Below are 21,228 nucleotides of genomic sequence, written 5' to 3'. Positions count from 1 at the left end.
GCCATGACGGGGTGAATTTTTCCGCACATGCAGCACTGCGGCTGCCTCGGCCCTTCCGTGCCGGGTCGGTTCTGCCTATGATTGCAGTCAAAGCACGGGCCAAGAACCCGCGGGCAGGAAAGGGGCAGTCATGGCGGTCGGCATCTTCGATTCGGGGTTGGGGGGGCTGACGGTTCTCGACGCCGTCGCGCGGCGACTGCCGCAAGTGCCTTTCGTCTACTTCGGCGACAACGCCCATGCACCCTATGGCGTGCGAACCGCCGACGATATCTTCGCGCTGACCTGCGCCGCCACTGAACGGCTCTGGTCCGAAGGCTGCGATCTGGTGATCCTGGCCTGCAACACCGCCAGCGCCGCCGCCCTGCGCCGCATGCAGGAAACCTGGCTGCCGAAGGACAAGCGTGTCCTGGGCGTCTTCGTCCCCCTGATCGAGGCCCTGACCGAGCGGCAATGGGGCGACAACTCGCCCCCGCGCGAGGTGGCGGTCAAGCACGTCGCCCTGTTCGCCACCCCCGCAACCGTCGCCAGCCGCGCCTTCCAGCGCGAACTCGCGTTCCGAGCCATCGGGGTGGACGTCGAGGCGCAGCCTTGCGGCGGCGTGGTCGATGCCATCGAACAGGGTGACGAGATCCTGGCCGAGGCCCTGGTGCGCAGCCATGTCGAGGCGCTGAAGCGCAGGATGCCTGCCCCCGAGGCTGCGATTCTGGGATGCACCCACTATCCGCTGATGGAACACGTCTTCCAGGAGGCGCTGGGGCCCGAGGTGAGGGTCTATTCGCAGGCCAGGCTGGTGGCTGAAAGCCTGGCCGACTATCTGGTCCGCCGCCCCGAATTCCTTGGACCCGGAACGGCTTCGAAGTTCCTGACCACGGGCGACCCGGCCTCTGTGTCGAACAAGGCGACCCAGTTCCTGAGGCGGAAGATCGTGTTCGAAAAGGCCTGACCGCCGGACTGAAGGCAAGCCGAGCAAGGTCCGCCGCGATTCTCGCGCGAATGTCACAGCGTGGCCGCAGCCGCTTCCCTTGGCCGGTTCGGTTGCTTATTCTGGCCGGATGCTGTCCCTTGCCGATCACCGCGCTGCCCGCATTGCCGCCCTGTGCGCCCCCGATGGCTGGTTGAACCTTGTTGCCCGGATCGACCTTTCCCCTGGCACCCACTTGGTCGGCGCTGCGCAAGAGGTCCGTCTGCCTTCCGGTCCTGATCTTCTGGGCACCCTGACCGTCGCGCGCGGAAGCGCCAGTTTCGCCCGGCCTGGCGCCGCGCCGGAACCGTTCTGCCCGGTTCCCGACGCATTCCCGCAACTGCGCGTGGACCCGTTCCTGCTTGAACTTCACACCGTTGACGGAACGCCCGCGCTGCGGGTACGCGACCTGTCGCTGACGCCGAAGGCAGACCTGCGATATTTCCCCGAGGCCCCGGACTGGACCATCCGAGCCGCCTGGGAAGAAATCGTGCCAAGGGCCGGCACCGTCGACATGAAGGGCGGCACCTCGGTCGCGGTGACCCTGACCCACCGGGCGCGTTTCATCCACCAGGGTTGCACGGTCACCCTGACCCCCACCCACTGGAAGGGCGGCAAGCCGATGTTCGTCTTTCGCGATGCCACCGCGGGCGAAACCTACGGCGCAGGCCGGTTCCTGATTGGCGAAGCGGCGAGCAACGGCGAAATCACTCTGGATTTCAACCGTGCCTTCACGCCACCCTGCGCGTTCACCGCCTTTGCCATCTGCCCCCTGCCGCCCCCCGGCAACGTGCTGCCCTTTCGCATCGAAGCCGGGGAACTGGCTCCCAACGCCGTGTCCTGACCGGCAAGCTTCGTCGCCAAGGCGTTTTGACCCGGCGCTGCGGATGCTGGACAGGCCGTGGCCTTCCGGCTAGAACGACGTCGTTAGCGCTAACAAGCACGAGGACCGCCCGATGGTATCCCGCGTCATTCCGGTCGATCCCTTCGAACTGGTGATCTTTGGCGCCACCGGCGATCTGGCGCGGCGGAAGATCCTTCCCGGCCTCTACCGCCGCTTCCTGGCCGGCCAGATTCCGCCCGAAGCCCGCATCATTGGTGCCGCCCGGGCCGATCTTGCTCCGGATGCCTTCCGCGAACAAGTTGCCGAGGCGGTGACCGAATTCGTTCCTCACACCCTGCGCGACCCGAAGGTCCTTGCCGATTTCCTGAAGCACCTCGACTACATCGCCATCGACGCCAAGGGCGAGGGCGGCTGGGCGCAGCTGAAATCCACTCTGCGCCCCGGCGTGATCCAGGTCTTCTACTTTTCGGTCGCGCCCGGTCTTTTCGGAGACCTGGCCGAGCGCCTGAACTCACTGGGCATCGCCGGGCCAGATGCCCGAATCGTGGTGGAAAAACCCTTCGGCCGCGACCTCGCCAGCGCCCGCGCCCTGAACGCCACGCTTGCCCGCCATTTCGAGGAACGCCAGATCTACCGGATCGACCACTATCTGGGCAAGGAAACCGTCCAGAATCTGATGGCCGTACGGTTCGCCAACATCCTGTTCGAGCCGCTGTGGAAATCGGAATACGTCGATCATGTCCAGATCACCGTGGCCGAAACCGTGGGCGTGGAAGGCCGCGGCACTTATTACGACACCTCGGGCGCGATGCGGGACATGGTGCAGAACCACCTGATGCAGCTTCTGTGCCTGATCGCGATGGAGCCCCCCTATCACTTCGATCCCAACGCCGTGCGCGATGAGAAGCTGAAGGTGATCCGCGCACTGGACCCGGTCCACCCCGATGACATCGTCCGCGGCCAGTACCTGCCGGGCGGGGGCGAGGGCGGCTATACCGACCATGCTGAAAACCCGGCCTCCCGGACCGAAAGCTACGTCGCGCTCAGGGCGCACATTTCGAACTGGCGCTGGAAGGGCACGCCGTTCTACCTGCGCACGGGCAAGCGGCTGCGGGCGCGGGCCAGCGAAATCGCCATCACCTTCAAGGAACCGCCGCACTCGATCTTTGACGACGAAACCGGCTGGCGAGAGAACGTGCTGGTGATCCGGCTGCAACCGGACGAAGGCATGCACTTGATGGTGATGATCAAGGAACCGGGGCCGGGGGGAATGCGTTTGACCCAGGTGCCCCTCGACATGTCCTTTGCCGATGCGCTTGGCGCCGAACACGCGGAAACCCCCGATGCCTATGAACGCCTCATCATGGATGTGATCCGCGGCAACCAGACTCTGTTCATGCGCGGCGACGAGGTCGAGGCCGCCTGGGCCTGGACCGACCCGATCATTCAAGGCTGCGAAGCCCGCGGCGACCGTCCGCAGGCCTATGACCCCGGTTCCTCGGGGCCGGAGGACGCGCTGATGCTAATGCACCGCGACGGTCGGCGCTGGCGGGAAATCCGCTGATGCGCTGGCACGATTACCCCGACCGCGAGATGCTGCACCTGAGCCTGGCGAACACCATCGCCGGGCAACTGGCAGATTACCTGCGCCGCGAAGGCAGGGCGACCTTGAGCGTGCCCGGCGGCGCCACGCCGGGACCGGTTTTCGACATCCTCTCGGGCGTCGATCTTGACTGGCCGAATGTTGCCGTGGTGTTGAACGACGAACGCTGGGTGCCCGAGGACAGCCCGCGGTCGAACACCCGCCTGCTGCGGCAAAGGCTGCTCTGCGGCAAGGCCGCCACGGCGCGGCTGATCCCGCTGTATCAGCCCGGCGCCGCGCAGCCCGAAGACGTGCTGGACGCCCTGTCGCAGGGGCTGGCACCGCATCTGCCGATCTCGGTGCTGCTTCTGGGCATGGGCTTCGACATGCACACCGCCAGCCTGTTTCCCGGCGCCGACCGCCTGGCCGAGGCGCTGTCGCCCCAAGCCCCGCCGTTGCTGCCGATGCGGGCCGAAGCCGCAGGCGAGCCACGGGTGACGCTGACCGCACCGGTGCTGCGGGGCGCGATCAACATCCATGTCCTGATCACCGGCCCCGAGAAGCGCGCCGCGATCGAACGCGCGGCAAGTCTGCCGCTGGACCAGGCACCGATCCGGGTGATACTGGATCAGGCCGAGGTGCATTGGGCGGAGTAAGGCCATGACCGACAAGTGGAAATCGGTGCGCGAGCATCACGCGCGGGTGCAGGCTCGGCCGATCCTGTCGCTGTTTGGCGATCCCGGGCGGGCCGAATCCTTTTCGGTCACCGCCGATGGGATGCTGCTCGACTGGTCCAAGACCAACATCGACGCCGAGGGCCGCGCACTGCTGGTGATGCTGGCCGAGGTTTCGGGTGTGGAAGACAAGCGCGCCGCGATGTTCGCGGGCGACAGGATCAACGACACCGAGGGCCGCGCCGTTCTTCACACCGCGCTGCGGGCCGGCGATCAGGCCGTGATCTGCGTCGACGGGCAGGACGTCATGCCCGGTGTGCGTGCGGTAAAGGCACGGATGGCCGGGTTCGCGCGGGCCGTGCGCGAGGGTCGGTTCACCGGGCAGGGCGGGCGCATCACCGACGTGGTGAACATCGGCATCGGCGGATCGGACCTTGGCCCTGCCATGGCGACCCTTGCGCTGGCGCCCTATCACGACGGGCCGCGGCTGCACTACGTGTCCAATGTCGATGGCGCGCATGTGCATGACACGCTGCAGGGGCTGAACCCGGAAACGACGCTGGTGATCGTCGCATCGAAGACCTTCACCACGGTCGAGACGATGACCAACGCCGATACCGCGAAACGCTGGATGGCAACCCGCGTGTCCGTTCCCGGCGCGCAGTTTGCCGCCGTCTCGACCGCCGGCGAAAAGACCGCGGCCTTTGGCATCAATGCCGAACGGGTGTTCGGCTTCGAGGATTGGGTTGGTGGGCGCTATTCCGTCTGGGGCCCCATCGGCCTGGCCCTGATGATCGCCATCGGGCCGGAACGGTTCGAGGATCTTCTGGCCGGCGGCCGCGCCATGGACGCGCATTTCAAGACCGCGCCGCTGGCCCGAAACATGCCCGTCCTCCTGGCGCTGGTGGGCCTCTGGCACAACCAGGTTTGCGGCCATGCCACCCGGGCCGTGTTGCCCTATGACCAGCGCCTGGCTCGTCTGCCGGCCTATCTGCAACAGCTTGAGATGGAGAGCAACGGCAAGCGCGTGGCCCTGGATGGCAGCGACCTGCCCACCCATTCCGGCCCCGTGGTCTGGGGCGAACCCGGCACCAACGGCCAGCATGCGTTCTACCAGCTGATCCACCAGGGCACCCGCACCGTGCCCTGCGAATTCCTGGTCGCCCGCCACGGCCACGAACCCGACCTAGCCCACCAGCACACCCTGTTGGTCGCCAACTGCCTGGCGCAATCCGAGGCGCTGCTGCGCGGCCGCAGCCTGGACGAGGCCCGCGCGCTGATGGTCGCAAAGGGACTGACCGGCGTCGAACTCGACCGCCAGGCCCGCCACCGGGTCTTTCCCGGCAACCGCCCGTCAACCACGCTGGCCTACGACCGGCTGACCCCCTTCACGCTGGGTCAGATCATCGCGCTCTACGAACACCGGGTGTTTGTGGAGGGCGTGATCCTGGGGATCAATTCCTTCGACCAGTGGGGGGTCGAACTGGGCAAGGAACTGGCATTGGCACTGCAGCCGGTGCTTGAGGGCCGCGCAGTGTTATCCGGCAAGGATGGCTCCACCGCGAGTCTGGTGGCCTTTCTCAGGCCCTGACCGGGCTTAGCGCAGGGCGGCGGTGACGATGACCTCGACCTTGTAATCCGGCGTCGCCAGCTTGGCTTCGCCGGTGGCGCGGGCGGGGGTGTGGCCCTGCGGCACCCAGGCATCCCAGACGCCGTTCATCTCGGCAAAGGTCGAGATGTCGGCCAGCCAGATCTGCGCAGACAGGATGCGGGTCTTGTCGGTGCCCGCCGCGGCCAGGATGCGGTCGACCTCGGCCAGGCACTGCCGGGTCTGTTCGGCCACGCCGTCGCCCGGATTGCCGACCTGGCCGGCCACCCACAGGATGCCGTTGTAGGCCACGGCCTCGGACATGCGACGGCCGGTGCCGTAGCGGGTGATGTCGGTGTTCATGCTGCCCTCCTGTCGTGCATTTCCTCGAATGCCTAGCCCGAAGCCCGGCCGAAGGGAAGGCCGCTCAGGGCAGAGGCTGGCAGGTGAAACCATCGCCCGAGGCGGCCGAGAGCCAGTCCATCGTGCCATCGGGGTTCATTTCCAGGGCCAGTTGGTAATCGTCGGCGAAGGTCAGGATGTAGCTGTCGCCGTCGCGGAGCACGTCCAGAATCTCCATCTCTTCGCCGCCCGGGTCATAGGTCGTTGCGGTAAAGGTGAAGATACCCACCTCGCAGTCCCATTGCCCTTCGAATGGCCAGGTCTGCGCCCCAGCGGGCGCACCGCAACCCGCCAGCATCAGACATGCCACAGCCAGAGCAGGGCGAGGGGTGATCGACTGAGATGGAGCGGGTGAAGGGAATCGAACCCTCGTCGTAAGCTTGGGAAGCTTCTGCTCTGCCATTGAGCTACACCCGCCTTGCGTGTTCGGAGGTAAGCGAAGGCGGGCCGGAGGTCAAGCCGTTCCGGCCGCGCCTCACGGTCCGCCGAGGCTCAATTCGACCCGCTCGCCGGCCTTGACCGTGAACGGCGTCTCGGTCTTCGGATCGCTGCTTCCGACAAGCGCCACGTAGTCGCCGGCGGGCAAGGTGGTCTGCCAGTCCGGCCCGTAACTGTAGCCGAACGAGGCCCGGTTGCCGTTGATGTCCTTGGTGGGCGAGACGATCTCGATGAACTCGTCCCCCGGGGTGGCAAAGGCCGCAACGCCTGCGTTCAACACCACCTTGATGTCGCTGCGCTGGCCGGCTTTGATCGAGAAGGGCTGCTCAACCTTGGCCGCGCCCAGCGTGACCACGGCGACATAATCGCCCGGCGGCAGGTCGAAGGCCGCCCCAGCGCCATAGGTGTAGACGACCGAGATGCGGTTGCCGTCCAGGTCCTTCTCGGGCTTGAACACCTCGACGAAGTGTTCGCTGCCGTCCACCTTCATCGCGTCGGTGTACCAGGCGTCGATGGCGGCCACGCCGATGCCCATCACCACGCGCTTTTCGACGATCTGGCCGGCGTCGATCACCACCGTCTCGTTCAGTTCCGCAGCCCCCAGCGTCACCTTAAGGGCGTATTCGCCCGAAGGCACCACCCGCCGCCCCGTCGCATAGCTGTATTCGACAAAGCCCTCGGGGCCGCGCAGTTCCCAGTAGGCGCCGTTGTCCGGCTCGCCGCCCTCGGTCGCGGTGACCGCGATATCGAAGACGCCCGCCTCCAGCACAGCGACCGGGCTGACCGGCGCACCAGCCGGGACCTCGACCTGCTGTTCGTCGATGATCTGATGCATCACCGTCTTCATGACGTACTTGCCTGGCGGCAGCGTGCCTTTTGCCGTGCCGTAAAGCGTATTCGTCACTTCGGTCGCCACCGCGCCATCGGGGCCGACGGCGTAGAAGTCGGCATAGACGGTCTCGACCAGATCGGCCGGCAGTCCCGGCCCTCCCGGGGCCAGATAGGTGACCAGATCGACGTTGTTTTCCACCACGGCGGGCTGCGGCTCGGGCTGCGGTTCCGGCTCGGGTTCGGCCAGCACCACGGTGGTCTTCAGCGCCTCGACCAGCGCGCCGGCATCGGCGGCCTGGATGTACTTGCCCCCGGTGTTCTCGGCCAGGCAGGCCACCGCGCGGCCTTCCTCTTCGGTGAGGCCAAAGCCCACCACATGCGCGGTGAAATCGACACCGGAGTTCTCAAGCTCGGCCCCCAGCGCGCAGGGATCGGCATTGCAGGTCTCGATGCCGTCGGTGATCAGGATCACCGTCGCCTTGGCTTCGGTGGATTTCAGTTCGGCGGCGGCCTGGCGCACCGCTTCGGTCAGCGGTGTCTTGCCCAGGAACTTCATCGCGTTCGCGGCGTCGATGATCGCCTGTCCCGTGCCCGCTGCGGGCGGAACCACCAGTTCGATATCGCTGCAATCGCCCTTGGTCCGATGGCCATAGGCCATCAGGCCGATCTCGGTTTCGGCCGGCAGGCTGCCCAGCACCGAGGCCAGCGCCTCGCGCGCGATTTCCAGCTTGGCGCGGCCGTCGATCTGGCCCCACATCGACCCCGAGGCATCCAGCACGATGATGCTGCGCCCCTCGGCCAGGGCGACGGACGACAGCAGGGTGGACCCCAGCAGCAGGGCAGGCAACAGGCGCATGGCAAACCTCGGTCGGAAAGCGGTTTGGCGCAACCCTAGGCCGAAGCTGCCTTGCCGATCAAGCACCAGTCGGGCAAGCCCTAGCCGCGCCGCCGCCTGCGGTCGCCGCTGCCGCCTCCGCCGGTGTTGAAGCTGACGTTGGGCAGGGTGACGATCCTGGCCAGTTCGGGGAAGGGGTCGACCGCGTGCGGAATCGCGTTGGCGGCGACGAAATGCTCCTGAAAGCGCGGCTCGATGGCGGTTTCGACCTTGTGGATGTCGTGCACCGTGGCCTCGATCTGGTCGCGCGCCGCCCGGTTCAGCAGCGCGATGCGGGCGCCGGTGCCGGCGGCGTTGCCGGCGCTGGTGACGCGGTCCAAGGGCACATCGGGGATCATCCCCAGCACCATGGCGTGCTTGGGGCTGATATGGGCGCCAAAGGCCCCGGCCAGGGTGACGCGGTCGACCTTGTCCACCCCGAATTCGTCCATAAGCAGCCGCGCGCCGGCATAGAGCGCGGATTTGGCCAATTGGATCGCGCGGATGTCGCCTTGGGTGACCATGATCCTCGGTCCGCCCGCATCACGCCCGTCATGCAGCAGGTAGGAATGCGTCCGGCCATGGGGCAGGGCGCGGGCGGTGCCGGTCTGATCGGCCGATCCGATCAGCCCGCTGGCATCCACCAGCCCGGCCATCCGCATCTCGGCCACCGCCTCGATGATGCCTGACCCGCAGATGCCGGTGATGCCGGTCTGCGCGGTCGCCTCGGCAAAGCCCGGATCGGTGGACCACAGATCGCAGCCGATCACCTTGAAGCGGGGTTCCTTGGTGGCGGGGTCGATCTCGACCCGCTCGATCGCGCCCGGCGCGGCGCGCTGGCCGCTGCTGATCTGCGCGCCCTCGAAGGCCGGGCCGGTGGGCGACGAACAGGCCAGCACCCGCGTCTCGTTGCCTAGCAGGATTTCCGCGTTGGTGCCGACATCCACGATCAGCACCATGTCCCTGGATTTGCCGGGTTCTTCCGACAGCGCCACTGCCGCACAATCGGCCCCGACATGGCCCGCGATGCAGGGCAGCACATAGACCCGCGCCGCCGGGTTCAGCGCCCCCAGGTCCAGGTCCTGCGCATCCAGGGACAGCGACCCCGACAGCGCCAGCGCAAACGGCGCCTGGCCCAGTTCCACCGGGTCTATCCCCAGGAACAGGTGGTGCATCACCGGGTTGCAGACCAGCACCATCTCGTAGATCGAGCCTGGGTCCACCCCGGCCTCGGCCGCGATGCTGCGCGCCAGCGAATCGATCGCCTCGCGCACCGCGCGGGTCATCTCGACATCGCCGCCGGGGTTCATCATGGCATAGGAGACCCGGCTCATCAGGTCCTCGCCGAAGCGGATCTGCGGGTTCATCACCCCGCTGGAGGCCAGCACCCGGCCGTCCGACAGGTCGCACAGATGCGCCGCGATGGTGGTTGACCCTAGGTCCACCGCCAGCCCGTAAAGCGGGCCATCATGGAAGCCGGGGAAGATGTCCAGCACGCGCGGCCGGGCGTCGTGGTTGCCCTGATGCACCACCACCGTCACCGTCCAGCCGCCCTTGCGCAGCACCGGCTGCAGCCGCCGCAGCACCTCGGGCCCGGCTTCGATGCCCTCGATCTGCCATTGCGCCGCCAAGGCGCGAGAAAGCCGCTCGAAATCGCCCGAAGGCTCGTGCATGTCGGGCTCGTCCACCTCGACGTAGACGGCGCGGGTGGCGGCATCCATCGCGATCACCCGCTCGGTTGCCGACTTGCGGATCACCTGCTTGTGGACCTGGCTTTCCGGCGGCACGTCGATGACCACGTCGCCCATCACCTGCGCCTGGCAGCCCAGCCGCCGCCCCTTGGCCAGCCCGCGCACCCGGTCATAGCGCTCTTCGACCGCGTTCCATTCGCTCAGCGCATCCGCTGCAACCGTGACGCCATGCTTGGAGAACTCGCCGTAACCCGGCACGATCTGGCATTTGGAGCAGATGCCCCGTCCGCCGCAGACGCTGTCGAGGTCCACTCCCAAGGCCCGCGCGGCGGACAGCACCAGAGTCCCAAGGGCAAACCGCCCCCGCTTGCCCGAGGGCGTGAAGATCACCAGGGCGTCGTCGGTCATGTGCGGTCCTTTGCCTCGTGAACGAAGCGATAGCGGATGTCGTCGAAACGGTCGGCGGCAAAGGTGTAGAACCAGCGCAAGGGGGCGCTGGCCCTCGGCACGCCATGCACCGCGCCGCCGGGAATGAACAGGGCTACCCCCGGCGCCAATCGTTGCGGCACGCCATCGACCAGCACTTCGCCTTCGCCTTCAAGGCCGAAATAAACCTCGGCCTCGGGGTGGGAATGCAGCGCGAAGCTGTCGCCTTCCGACATGATCGCCAGGCCACAGACCAAACCAGCGGTTTCGGTTGCGGGGGCCGAGATCAGCGTCCGAAAGCGGATCGTGCCGCGCGCTGGGTCGTCCCAGCGCTCGTCCGGCAAGGCGTTTGCGTTCACAAGGGTCGTTCGGGGCACGCACTTCCTCCTCATCGTGCCCCAAATCTAGGCCGCGCGGCGTGCGCTGCAAACGCCGGAAACGGCACCTTGGGCTCAGCCCCCGTCACTTCCGGCGTCTAGCCAGGTCAGAATCGCCGCCCGGTCGCCATCCAGCGCAGGCGCCGGGTCGCGGCCTGCGATCTCGGGCAGGGTGGACATCTTGATCGGGTTCCCCGGCGCGACGAAGCCCGGCCCACCATTGCGCGCGGCAACCGGCAGCACCATGGCGCGCGCCAGAAGTTGCGGGTCCTTCAACACCTGCCCCATGTCCTGCACCCGCGCCGTCGGCAGGCTTGCCGCCTCCAGCCGTGCGGTCCAGTAGTCCACCGTCTCTCCCAGCGTGACCGCCTCGATCAGCCGCTTCAAGAGTGCCTGGTTCTCGCAGCGCGCGGCGTTGGTGGCAAACCTTGCATCCTCGGCCAAGGTCAGCGGCAAGGCCGCGCACAGCCGCCTGAACATGTCATCGTTTCCCGCCGCGATGACGAAGAACCCGTCGCTTGCCCGATAAGTGGAGAACGGAGTGATCGTGGGATGCCGTGCGCCCGTCCGCCCCGGCGGCACGCCGGTGGCGGCAGCAATCGCTATCGCATGCTCCTGGATCGCCAGTTGCGAATCGAGCATCGCTACGTCCACCTTCGCGCCCAGCCCTGTCCTTTCCCGCTCGTACAAGGCCGCCACCACACCCTGCGCCAGGAACATTCCCGCCACGATGTCGCCAATGCTGGCCCCCACCCGGACCGGAGGGCCGTTCTCCTCGCCGGTGATGCTCATCACCCCCCCGCGCGCCTGCACCACCATGTCATAGGCGGGCTTCTGCGCATCGGGTCCGGTATGGCCGAACCCGGAAACCGCACCATAGACCAGCCGCGGGTGCCGCGCGTGCAGCACCTCGAACCCATAGCCCAGCCGGTCCATCACCCCGGGACGATAGTTCTCCAAGAGCACATCCGCCCGCGCGATCAGCCGCGCAAAGACCGCCCGGTCGGCTTCGGCCTTCAGGTCCAGGGCAATTGACTGTTTGCCCGCGTTCAGCGTGGCGAAGTAGGCGCTTTGCCCGGCCACGAACGGCGGAAACGCCCGCGTGTCGTCGCCCACCACCGGGCGCTCGACCTTGATGACCCGGGCCCCAAGGTCCAGAAGCGTGTGGCTGCAATACGGCCCTGCCAGAACATGTGTCAGGTCCAGGACGGTGATGCCGGTCAGCGGAGCCATGTCGAAACCTCCCAGGTTGCCGTACCCGAACAACCGAGTAGGAGCGCAAAGCGCAACAGGCAAGTCTCAAGGTCGCCGCACCACCTCTTCGCCGCCGTCGGGGCGCCTCGCGGTGCCCCTTTCTTCTGTTTTGGCACGATTCCACAGCGCGTCCATTTCCGCCAGGTCAGACTGCGCCGGGCTGCGGCCGGCCTCGGACAGCCAGTCCTCGATGCGTGCAAAGCGGCGGGTGAACTTCTGGTTGGCGGCCCGCAGGGCCGCCTCGGGGTCGACCTTCAGATGGCGGGCCAGGTTGGCGACGACAAAGAGCAGATCGCCCATCTCTTCGGCAATTTCGTCCTGGCTCAGCCTGTCGCGCGCCTCGACGACCTCGCGCGCCTCTTCGGTCAGCTTTTCGAGAACCTCTGCGGTCGAGGGCCAGTCGAAGCCCACCCGAGCTGCGCGGTTTTGCAGTTTCACCGCGCGGGTCAGGGCGGGCAGGGCCAGCGCCACGCCGTCCAGCACACGCGCGCCCTCGCTTGCCGCGCCACGTTCGCGGGCTTTCAGCGCCTCCCAGTCGCGGGTCTGCTGCTCGGCTGACTTGTCGCGGCTTTCGGTGCCGAAGACATGCGGGTGCCGGGCCACCATCTTGTCGCTGATCGCGGCCACCACGTCGGAGAACGCAAAGAGCCCGGCCTCCGAAGCCATCTGGGCATGGAAGACCACCTGCAGCAGAAGATCGCCCAGCTCACCACGAAGCTCTTCCCAGGCCTGGCGCTGGATGGCGTCGGCCACCTCATGCGCCTCTTCCAGGGTATAGGGAGCGATGGACGTGAAAGTCTGCTCGATATCCCAAGGACATCCTGTCTGCGGGTCTCGCAGGCGGGCCATGATGTCGAGAAGACGTTCGATGCCGCTGTCGAGGGCATGGATCGGGGAATCTGCAATCATCAGTCTCGGGCCTTTGCTTCGGCCCGAGACTAGACGTTTCAGGGGCGATGTCACGCCCCTGAGGTCTTAGAACGCAAAGTTCAGCCGCAGCGAGATTGTGTCGAGACCAAAGTCCGCCGTCTGCCCCAATCCGTCCGGATTGTCGCCAGAGGTGTCGCGGGTCAGGTATTCGAGCCCGAGCGTGAACTGCTGCGACACCGCGAACTCGGCGCCCAGACCGTAGGCGATACCGTCGGCTTTCCAGTCGTCGTTGGGGGGCTCGACATAGTTCGATTTCGAATAGCCAAGCACGCCGTACACCAGCGACTTGTTCATCGCGTAGCCGAGGCGCGCTTTCAGGTCGACGGTGTATTCGATTTCGTCGTCGCCGCCGAAGCCGGCAATGAAAGTGTCCGACAGCTTGCCGTAGGCGAGTTCGCCACCGTAGACCAACGCCCCCCGCTGATACAGATAGCCCACCTGGATCGCCGCGATCGAGCCGTCCTCGAAATCGAACGACGGACCGGGGGAGAAAGTCACGTCTGCCGAAGTCTTGCCATAGCTGAGACCGACATAAGGACCCGACCAGTCGTGGACGGCCACGGGAGCGACGACGACGGGGTCGGCCGGAACAACCAAGGGCCCACCTGCCATCGCGAGCGAAGCACTTGCGGCCAGTGCGGCCATGGACACCATCAAGCGAACCATTTCAAATCTCCTGCAGGGACTACTCACTGTAACGTTATCATACTTGGGCAGGATGCTTGAGCGTCCTCTGATCGGAAGCGATTGAAAGCGGGAAGTTTTCCCGGCTTATGGCAAGGCGGCAACAGTCCGGATCGCCGATTGCGGCTGCTTCCGTTTTCGGATTTGATCAAAGTCTGTCTCGCCCTCCCCGCAAAGGATTCTTCCAAGATGCCCGTGCTGAACCGTATTGCCTCATACGCCGACGACATGAAGGCCTGGCGGCGGCATTTGCACCAATACCCTGAACTGGCCTTCGACTGCCAGGAAACGGCGGCCTGGATCGCGGCGCGGCTGCGCGAGATCGGGGTGGACGAGATTTTCGAGGGGATCGCCAGGACCGGCATCGTGGCGATGCTGAACGGGCGGGGCGACGGGCCGGTGATAGGACTGCGCGCCGACATGGACGCGCTGCCGATCGAAGAAACGACAGGGGCGGCCCATTCGAGCCGCGTGAAGGGGAGGATGCACGCCTGCGGTCACGACGGGCACGTCACGATGCTGCTGGGCGCAGCCAGATACCTGGCAGAGACGCGGAATTTCTCCGGCAAGGTGGCGTTGATCTTCCAACCGGCGGAAGAGGACGGCGGCGGCGGCCAGGTCATGGTGCAGGAGGGCATCATGGAACGTTTCGGCATTGCCCAGGTCTATGGCATCCACAACGCACCCAACGTGCCCTTCGGACAGTTCCACACCACGCCGGGGCCGTTGATGGCCTCGGTCGATACTGCCTTCGTGTATCTGACCGGCAAGGGCGGGCACGGCGCCACGCCGCATGAATGCGTCGATCCGGTGGTGGCGGTGGTGGGGATGGTGCAGGCGGTGCAGACCATCATCCCGCGCAACGTCTATGCTTTGGACGAGGCGGTGCTGTCGGTGACCCAGATCCACACCGGCACGGCCAGCAACATCATCCCCGAAGAGGCGATGTTCTGCGCCACCATCCGCTGCTTCAAGCCCGACGTGCGGGCGCTGTTGAAGAAGCGGTTTCACGAGATCGTCGAGGGCCACGCGGCCGCCTATGGCGTGACGGCGCGGATCGACTACGACTGGGGGTATCCGGCAACCATCAATCATGAGGACCAGGCTGAGTTCGCGGCAGAGGTCGCGCGCGAGGTTTCGGGCGACGAGGCGGTGGACGCCCGCGCGAACCGGGAAATGGGCAGCGAGGATTTCAGCTACATGCTCGAGGCCCGGCCAGGGGCCTACCTGTTCCTCGGCACCGGCCCGGGGGCGGGGCTGCATCACCCGGCCTATGACTTCAACGACGAGGCGGCGCCGATCGGGGCCAGCTTCTTCGCCCGGCTGGTGGAACGCGCCCAGCCCCTGGCTGCGGGGTAATGCGACATAGACTTGTCGGGGCGGGGCGGTCGTGGTTTGCTGCGGGCATTCAACCGAAAGGGTGCCTTGATGAAACTGCGCGTTCTGGGTCTTGCAGTTGCCTTGCTGGTTTCGGGATCGGCCGCTATGGCCGAGGAATACATCGCCTTCCAGTCTCCCACCGGGAATATCCATTGCAGCCTGTATCAATGGAACGGCACCACGACGGTGCGCTGTGACCTGCGGGAATACACGCCAAGCTACACCAAGGCCCCGCCGAACTGCGAGTATGACTGGGGCATGTCCTTTGCGGTCGACAGGCAGGGCAAGGGTTATCTGGCCTGTGTGTCGGATTCGATGGTGGACCGGGGCAATCCGGTGCTGCCTTACGGTGAGGCCGTTTCCCTGGGCGGAATTTCCTGCGTTTCGGCCAAGACCGGCATGACCTGCACCAATGCCGCGGGGCATGGCTTCTCGGTGGCCAAGGCCAGGCAGAAGCTGTTCTGACGGTGATCCGGCCGTGCGGCGCGAAATGCGCCGCACGGCCCTTGCCTCGTCGTCGCCTTGCAGGCTCCTCCTCGAAGGGGGGCGCTGCCCCCGTCTTCGCTGCCGCGAAGACTCCCCCGGGATATTTGAGGACAGATGAAACGATCTTCCGGCTTTCATCTGTCCTCAAATATCCCCGCCGGAGGCATCCGCGGTCTATGCCGGGAACCACACCACAAATGAAGCGTCGCGTGGATGTCGAGCGGCCGAGCCGGTTGCGGCGCAGCCGCAGAGGCGAGAGGACAGAAGTGCGGCCGCGCCTGCGGCCGCTTCGCTTGAAAACCGCCGATTGCGCCCCGGACCCGGGCTTGACCTTCCGCGGACCAGGCGGCAGCTTGACCCGCGCCCGGATCCGCGACGTCTCCGCTGCCGAAATGACGACGCCTGCCAGACCCGAGGTTGCCAGCATGGCCCTGGAAGATGCCAAGACGGAAGCCGACACTGCCTTCACCCGCAAGGGGTTGCGGGGATATGCCTTCGAGAACGCCTTCGGCGGCGCCACCAGCTTCCTGCGCCGCAATTATACCAAGGACCTGACCGGCGTCGACCTTGCGGTCACCGGCGTGCCCTTCGACCAGGCGGTCACCCATCGCAGCGGCACCCGCTTCGGCCCGCGGGCGATCCGCGAGGCCTCGGCCCTGCAGCCCTACGACCCGCCTTACGGCTGGCCGACCAACCCGCTGGAGGAATTGGCCATCGTCGACTATGGCGACCTTGCCTTCGACTATGCCAAGGTGGCTGACTTTCCCGACCGGTTGACCGACCACATCCGCACCGTTCTGGCCGCCGGCCCGGGGACGATCACCCTTGGCGGCGACCACTTCATCACCCTCCCGATCCTCAGGGCCTATGCCGAGAAGTTCGGCCCCCTGGGCGTGATCCAGTTCGATGCCCATTCGGACCTCTGGCCAGACGACGACCTGACCCGCATCGACCACGGCACCATGATGTACAAGGCGGTGAAGACCGGCCTCGTGGACCCCAGGCGCAGCGTCCAGATCGGTATCCGCACCACCACCGAGGACGATCTGGGCTTCACGGTGATCGATGCCCGCGAAGTGCATGAGAAGGGGGTCGCGCATGCCGTGGCTCTGGCCAAGGACATCGTCGGCGATGACCCTGCCTACCTGACCTTCGACATCGACGCGCTGGACCCCGCCTTCGCTCCCGGAACCGGAACCCCGGTCTGGGGCGGCCTTGCCTCCTGGCAGGCGGCGGCGATGCTGCGCGACCTGGCCGGCATCAACATGGTCGGCGGCGATGTGGTCGAGGTCTCGCCGCCCTATGACACCACCGGTGCCACCGCCATCGCCGGCGCGCATGTGGCGTATGAACTGATCTGCCTTTATCACTGGGCTAGGACACAAAGATGAAACGCGCCATGGGCCTCACCGTCACCCTGCTGATTCTCGCCTCGCTGGCCTTCGCGGCCTACGTCCGCCTGGCACCCAGCGATCCGGCCCGCTGGCACGTTCCGCTTGCGGCCGGGGCAGACACCGACCCCTGGGATCAGGTGGTGCCGATGGAAGGCGCCGCCGCGCTGCGCCTGTCGCCCGCCAAGGGCGCCCCCGCAGACCTGCTGACCAGGCTCGACACCATCGCGCTGGCCACCCCGCGCACCACCCGCCTCGCCGGCAGCCCGGAGGAAGGCCGCATCACCTGGGTCACCCGCAGCCGGCTTTGGGGCTTTCCCGACTACACCACCGCCGAAGCCCGCCCCGACGGCCTTTACATCCACGCCCGCCTGCGCTTTGGCAAATCCGACATGGGCGTCAACGCCGCCCGGCTGACCGACTGGCTTTCGCGTCTGTGATTTCGTCGGTCCAGCAAATTTCCCACGGGGGTCCAGGGGTGTGAAATCCCCTGGGCCTCCACCCTTGACCGGCCGGTCGGGAACAGCCAAACCCCCACCCCATGGTCCCGCTTGACAGACTTGCCCAGATCACCCAGCGGTTCGAGTTTCTCGAGGCCCGCCTCAACGCCGGTGCTGCCCCCGCGGACATCGCCCGGATCAGCCGCGAATACTCGGACCTCAAGCCCGTGGCCCTGGAAATCACCGCCTACCGCCTGGCGCTGACCGACCTTGCCGATGCAGAGGCCATGCTCTCCGATCCCGACCTCAAGGCCCTTGCCGAAGACGAAATCCCCGTGCTCCGCGCTCGGATCCCAGAGATGGAGGCGCGCCTCCGTCTCGCGCTGTTGCCGAAGGATTCCGCCGATGCCCGCCCCGCGATCCTGGAGATTCGCCCCGGCACCGGCGGTGAGGAAGCCAGCCTCTTCGCCAGCGACCTCGCCCGGATGTATCAGCGCTACGCCGAACGCATGGGCTGGCGCTTCGAAATCCTCGAACAGCAGGTCTCCGATCTGGGTGGCCTCAAAGAGTTCACCGCCCATATCCAGGGCGAGGGTGTCTACGCCCGGATGAAGTATGAATCCGGTGTCCACCGGGTGCAGCGCGTGCCGGAAACCGAAGCAGGCGGGCGCATCCACACCAGTGCGGCTACCGTCGCCGTGCTGCCCGAGGCGGAAGAGGTCGACATCGACGTCCCCGCCAGCGACATCCGCATCGACACCATGCGGTCCTCGGGCGCCGGGGGCCAGCACGTCAACACCACCGACTCGGCCGTGCGGATCACCCACCTGCCCACCGGCATCGTGGTGACATCCTCGGAAAAGTCCCAGCACCAGAACCGCGCCATCGCCATGCAGGTGCTGCGGGCGCGCCTTTTCGAGGCGGAACGCGAACGCCTGCACAGCGAACGCGCCGCCGACCGCAAGGCCCAGGTCGGTAGCGGCGATCGAAGCGAGCGCATCCGCACCTACAACTTCCCGCAAGGCCGGATGACCGACCATCGCATCAACCTGACGCTCTACGCCCTGCCGCAGATCATGGCCGGCGACCTGGACGAGGTCATCGACGCGCTGATCGCCCACGACCAGGCCGCCAAACTGGCGGAGATGGAAGGGTGACGGCTGAGGGTGCCTTGCGCGGCGCGATTCCCCGCCTGCGCTCGGCCGGCATTGAAGACGCTGCATCGGACGCCCGCCGCCTGCTGGCCCACGCCCTGGGCATTGCCCCAGATCGCCTGACGCTGGTGCTACCTGACGAGATGACGCCGCTGCAGGTGGCGGCCTATGAGAAGGCCCTCCAGGCCCGCGAAAGCCGCCGCCCGGTCGCCCAGATCACCGGCCAGCGACTGTTCTGGGGCCGCCCGTTCCGGGTCACTGCCGACACGCTGGACCCTCGCCCGGAAACCGAAACCCTGGTGGCCGAGGCTCTGCGCGCACCTTTCACCTCTGTCCTTGATCTCGGCACCGGTACCGGCGTGCTGCTCGTCACCCTCTTGGCCGAACGCCAGATGGCCAGCGGCGTTGGCACCGACCTGTCGCCTGCTGCCCTTGCGGTCGCCCGCGCCAATGCGGAAAGCCTTGGCGTCGTCCCGCGGGCGCGCTTTGCCATAGCCGACTGGCTTGACGGGATCGAGGGGCGGTTCGACCTGGTCGTCTCCAACCCGCCCTATATCGCGGCCAGCGAAATGCCCGGCCTTGCCCCCGAGGTGCGCGACCACGAACCCCGCCTTGCACTGACCGACGAGGCCGACGGCATGGCCGCCTATCGCGCGCTTGCCGCCGGGGTGCCATCCCACCTTGCCCCGGGCGGGCGGCTGCTCCTTGAGATCGGCCCGACGCAAGGTCGGGCGGTCGCCGCGATGCTCGCCGCAGTGGGGCTGACCGATATCCACATCCTGCCCGACCTCGATGGCCGCGACCGCGTGGTCGCCGCCCGGATGCCGGGCTGACCCTGGGCAAATCCGCCACAATCGCGCCAAACTGCACGAATTCACGGCATTCTTCCACGGCTTGCGGCAGAATCCCCTTGCCAGTGTTCACGCCGCGTGGTTATCCAACGTCATGCGAAGAAGGCTTGGGCCACGCTTGGTCCGCCCTTCGCATCAACCCGATCCTGCCGGATATTCCCCTGGGCCCCCTTGCGGTCCGTGACACGGGCCAAGGCAGACCACTGGATCAAAGGCAAAGATGCGCTCTTCGAAGAAACGCTCGCGTTCCAACCAGAACCGCCCGCGCACGCTTGGAAACATCATCAACCGTGTATTCGATTCGTCCGGGCCGGAAGGCAAGGTCCGCGGCACGCCGCAGCAGATCATCGAGAAATACCAGATGCTCGCCCGCGATGCGCAGCTCTCGAACGACCGCGTCGCCGCCGAGAACTTCCTGCAGCATGCTGAGCACTACACCCGGCTCTTGGCCGAGGCGCAGCGTGAAATGGCTGCCGAGCAAGAGGCACGGCAGTCCCAGTTCCAGCAAGGTGGCAACGGAAACACCACCAACAATGGCGGCGGCAACCGCGAACGCGAGTATCGCGACCGACCCGATTTCCGTGACCGCCCCGATTTCCGCGATCCCGGCGCCGAAGATCAGCCGGTGGTCGAGGTGCTGGATTTCAGCAGCGCCGATGAGGCTGGTCTGGTCGAAACCCCCGAGGCCGCCCGCCGCGACCGCCGCGATGACCGGCCGCGCGATGACAGGCCGCGCAGCGACAAGCCGCGCGAGGACAGGCCGCGCGAGGACAAGCCCCGTGAGGACCGTCCCCGCGAAGACCGCCCGCAAGGCGACCGCCTGCAGTCCGAACGGCGTGATCGCGATTTCCGCCGCGACCGCGACGACCGGCGCCGCGACACCCCGGTTGCCCCGGTCGAAACGGCACTGCCGGATTTCATCACCGGCGGTGCCTCTGCGCCCGCGCCGGCCCCGCAGGCGCCCGCGTCTGAGACCCCGGCCAAGCCCGAACCTGAGTCCAAGCCCCGCCGCGCGCGCAAGCCGCGCCCGGAGGCCGAGGTTCCCGGCAAGCCCGAAGCCGCCGAGTAGATCGCGCCCGGATCGCACTCTTTGCGGTTCAGCCAAAGCCCCGCGCCAGGGCGCAGAACGCCTCAAGCCCGATCTCCTCGGCCCGCGCGGTGGGTGGAATGCCGGCCGCCAGCAACCGCGCCTCGATGTCCGGCCCCAGCCCCTTGAGCGAAGACCGCAGCATCTTGCGGCGCTGGTTGAAGGCCATCGCGGTGATCCGCATCAGCAGCTTTTCGTCGGCCGCATAGCGTGGCGCGGGCAGGGCCACCAGATGCACCACCGCCGAATGCACCTTGGGCGCCGGGGTAAAGGCCTCGGGTGGCAGGGTCATCACGATCCGCGTCTCGCAGCGCCACTGCGCCAGCAGCGCCAGCCGGCCGTAGGCCTCGGTCCGCGGCTTCGCCACGATGCGCTCGGCCACTTCCTTCTGGAACATCAGCGTCAGCGATTGCCAGAACGGCGGCCAGACCGCGGGCGTCAGCCAGCGGATCAGCAACTCGGTCCCCACATTGTAGGGCAGGTTGGCCACCACCTTGACCGGCGGCGTCAGATGCGAGCCGAGGTCCATCCCCAGCGCGTCGCCGTGCAACACGGTCAACCGCCCGGGACAGGCCGCCGCGATCTCGGCCAGCGCGGGCAGGGCGCGGGCGTCCTTTTCCACCGCGACCACATGGCGCGCGCCTTCGGCCAGAAGGCCTCGCGTCAGCCCGCCGGGGCCGGGGCCCACCTCAAGCACGTCGAACGCCGCCAGATCGCCGGCACAGCGCGCGATCTTGGCGGTCAGGTTCAGGTCCAGCAGAAAGTTCTGCCCCAACTGCTTTTTCGCCACCAGATCATGCGCCGCGATCACCTCGCGCAGCGGCGGCAAGCCATCGATCGTCCCCAAGACCGCCTCTTCTTCATTTTCCGCCTGAAAATATCC

General features: G+C 66.8%; 21 protein-coding genes and 1 tRNA gene. 12 read left to right on the top strand and 10 right to left on the bottom strand.

What is annotated here, in order from left to right; all coding sequences use genetic code 11:
* Positions 1–130 precede the first annotated feature (130 nt).
* From LHP98_RS04115 to pgi, 5 genes are all read left to right on the top strand, one after another.
* Positions 131–943, top strand: a complete 813-nt coding sequence (locus tag LHP98_RS04115) for a glutamate racemase (RefSeq protein WP_227251201.1) — start codon at positions 131–133, stop codon at positions 941–943.
* 109 nt (positions 944–1,052) lie between these two features.
* Positions 1,053–1,805: a DUF1684 domain-containing protein gene (locus tag LHP98_RS04110; protein WP_227251200.1), complete on the top strand. Its 753-nt coding sequence runs from the start codon at positions 1,053–1,055 to the stop codon at positions 1,803–1,805.
* Between the two features lie 112 nt (positions 1,806–1,917).
* Positions 1,918–3,369, top strand: coding sequence for a glucose-6-phosphate dehydrogenase (zwf, locus tag LHP98_RS04105; protein ID WP_227251199.1), 1,452 nt, complete (start codon positions 1,918–1,920; stop codon positions 3,367–3,369).
* Positions 3,369–4,043 carry a 6-phosphogluconolactonase gene (pgl, locus tag LHP98_RS04100; protein ID WP_227251198.1) on the top strand — a complete coding sequence of 225 codons (675 nt, stop codon included), beginning with the start codon at positions 3,369–3,371 and terminating at the stop codon, positions 4,041–4,043. Before zwf ends, pgl begins: the two co-directional genes overlap by 1 nt.
* A gap of 4 nt (positions 4,044–4,047) precedes the next feature.
* Positions 4,048–5,652: a glucose-6-phosphate isomerase gene (gene pgi / locus LHP98_RS04095; protein ID WP_227251197.1), complete on the top strand. Its 1,605-nt coding sequence runs from the start codon at positions 4,048–4,050 to the stop codon at positions 5,650–5,652.
* A gap of 6 nt (positions 5,653–5,658) precedes the next feature.
* Here pgi and LHP98_RS04090 read toward each other — a convergent pair whose 3' ends face one another.
* The 9 genes from LHP98_RS04090 to LHP98_RS04050 form a co-directional block, all read right to left on the bottom strand.
* Entirely contained in the window at positions 5,659–6,012 is a 354-nt protein-coding gene (locus LHP98_RS04090; RefSeq protein ID WP_227251196.1) for a RidA family protein, read from the bottom strand.
* A gap of 64 nt (positions 6,013–6,076) precedes the next feature.
* Positions 6,077–6,280 (bottom strand): hypothetical protein, encoded by a 204-nt coding sequence (locus LHP98_RS04085; RefSeq protein WP_227251195.1) that lies wholly within the window; start codon positions 6,278–6,280, stop codon positions 6,077–6,079.
* Between the two features lie 114 nt (positions 6,281–6,394).
* Positions 6,395–6,468 (bottom strand) — tRNA-Gly (locus LHP98_RS04080).
* Between the two features lie 58 nt (positions 6,469–6,526).
* Complete coding sequence (locus LHP98_RS04075; RefSeq protein WP_227251194.1) at positions 6,527–8,176, bottom strand: vWA domain-containing protein; 1,650 nt, start codon at positions 8,174–8,176, stop codon at positions 6,527–6,529.
* An 80-nt stretch (positions 8,177–8,256) separates the two neighbouring features.
* Positions 8,257–10,293, bottom strand: coding sequence for an ASKHA domain-containing protein (locus LHP98_RS04070; protein ID WP_227251193.1), 2,037 nt, complete (start codon positions 10,291–10,293; stop codon positions 8,257–8,259).
* Positions 10,290–10,688, bottom strand: a complete 399-nt coding sequence (locus LHP98_RS04065) for a cupin domain-containing protein (protein WP_227251192.1) — start codon at positions 10,686–10,688, stop codon at positions 10,290–10,292. The genes LHP98_RS04070 and LHP98_RS04065 overlap by 4 nt, the downstream gene beginning before the upstream one ends.
* Positions 10,689–10,763: 75 nt before the next feature.
* Positions 10,764–11,921: a CaiB/BaiF CoA transferase family protein gene (locus LHP98_RS04060; RefSeq protein WP_227251191.1), complete on the bottom strand. Its 1,158-nt coding sequence runs from the start codon at positions 11,919–11,921 to the stop codon at positions 10,764–10,766.
* Positions 11,922–11,987: 66 nt separating this feature from the next.
* Positions 11,988–12,851 carry a nucleoside triphosphate pyrophosphohydrolase gene (mazG, locus tag LHP98_RS04055; RefSeq protein WP_227251190.1) on the bottom strand — a complete coding sequence of 288 codons (864 nt, stop codon included), beginning with the start codon at positions 12,849–12,851 and terminating at the stop codon, positions 11,988–11,990.
* 66 nt (positions 12,852–12,917) lie between these two features.
* Complete coding sequence (locus tag LHP98_RS04050) at positions 12,918–13,538, bottom strand: outer membrane protein (protein WP_227251189.1); 621 nt, start codon at positions 13,536–13,538, stop codon at positions 12,918–12,920.
* 207 nt (positions 13,539–13,745) lie between these two features.
* Between LHP98_RS04050 and LHP98_RS04045 the strand changes: the two genes are divergently transcribed.
* From LHP98_RS04045 to LHP98_RS04015, 7 genes are all read left to right on the top strand, one after another.
* Positions 13,746–14,915, top strand: coding sequence for a M20 aminoacylase family protein (locus LHP98_RS04045; RefSeq protein ID WP_227251188.1), 1,170 nt, complete (start codon positions 13,746–13,748; stop codon positions 14,913–14,915).
* Between the two features lie 69 nt (positions 14,916–14,984).
* Positions 14,985–15,401 (top strand): DUF6636 domain-containing protein, encoded by a 417-nt coding sequence (locus tag LHP98_RS04040; RefSeq protein WP_227251187.1) that lies wholly within the window; start codon positions 14,985–14,987, stop codon positions 15,399–15,401.
* A gap of 446 nt (positions 15,402–15,847) precedes the next feature.
* Positions 15,848–16,813 (top strand): agmatinase, encoded by a 966-nt coding sequence (gene speB, locus LHP98_RS04035; protein WP_227251186.1) that lies wholly within the window; start codon positions 15,848–15,850, stop codon positions 16,811–16,813.
* Positions 16,810–17,253, top strand: a complete 444-nt coding sequence (locus LHP98_RS04030; protein WP_227251185.1) for a DUF1499 domain-containing protein — start codon at positions 16,810–16,812, stop codon at positions 17,251–17,253. The genes speB and LHP98_RS04030 overlap by 4 nt, the downstream gene beginning before the upstream one ends.
* A 101-nt stretch (positions 17,254–17,354) precedes the next feature.
* On the top strand, positions 17,355–18,410 hold the full coding sequence (gene prfA / locus LHP98_RS04025; protein ID WP_227251184.1) for a peptide chain release factor 1: 1,056 nt from the start codon (positions 17,355–17,357) through the stop codon (positions 18,408–18,410).
* On the top strand, positions 18,407–19,240 hold the full coding sequence (prmC, locus tag LHP98_RS04020; protein WP_227251183.1) for a peptide chain release factor N(5)-glutamine methyltransferase: 834 nt from the start codon (positions 18,407–18,409) through the stop codon (positions 19,238–19,240). Before prfA ends, prmC begins: the two co-directional genes overlap by 4 nt.
* Before the next feature lie 238 nt (positions 19,241–19,478).
* Positions 19,479–20,327, top strand: a complete 849-nt coding sequence (locus tag LHP98_RS04015) for a DUF4167 domain-containing protein (RefSeq protein ID WP_227251182.1) — start codon at positions 19,479–19,481, stop codon at positions 20,325–20,327.
* 28 nt (positions 20,328–20,355) lie between these two features.
* Here the strand turns inward: LHP98_RS04015 and rsmA are convergent, their stop codons facing one another.
* A complete protein-coding gene (gene rsmA / locus LHP98_RS04010) occupies positions 20,356–21,192 on the bottom strand; it encodes a 16S rRNA (adenine(1518)-N(6)/adenine(1519)-N(6))-dimethyltransferase RsmA (protein ID WP_227251181.1) in 837 nt (278 codons plus the stop codon).
* Positions 21,193–21,228 lie beyond the last annotated feature (36 nt).

The organism is Rhodobacter sp. Har01 (assembly GCF_020564565.1).
Lineage (GTDB): Bacteria > Pseudomonadota > Alphaproteobacteria > Rhodobacterales > Rhodobacteraceae > Pseudogemmobacter.
Note: the sequence above shows the minus strand (reverse complement) of the source record. Positions and strands in the feature narration are given on the sequence as shown.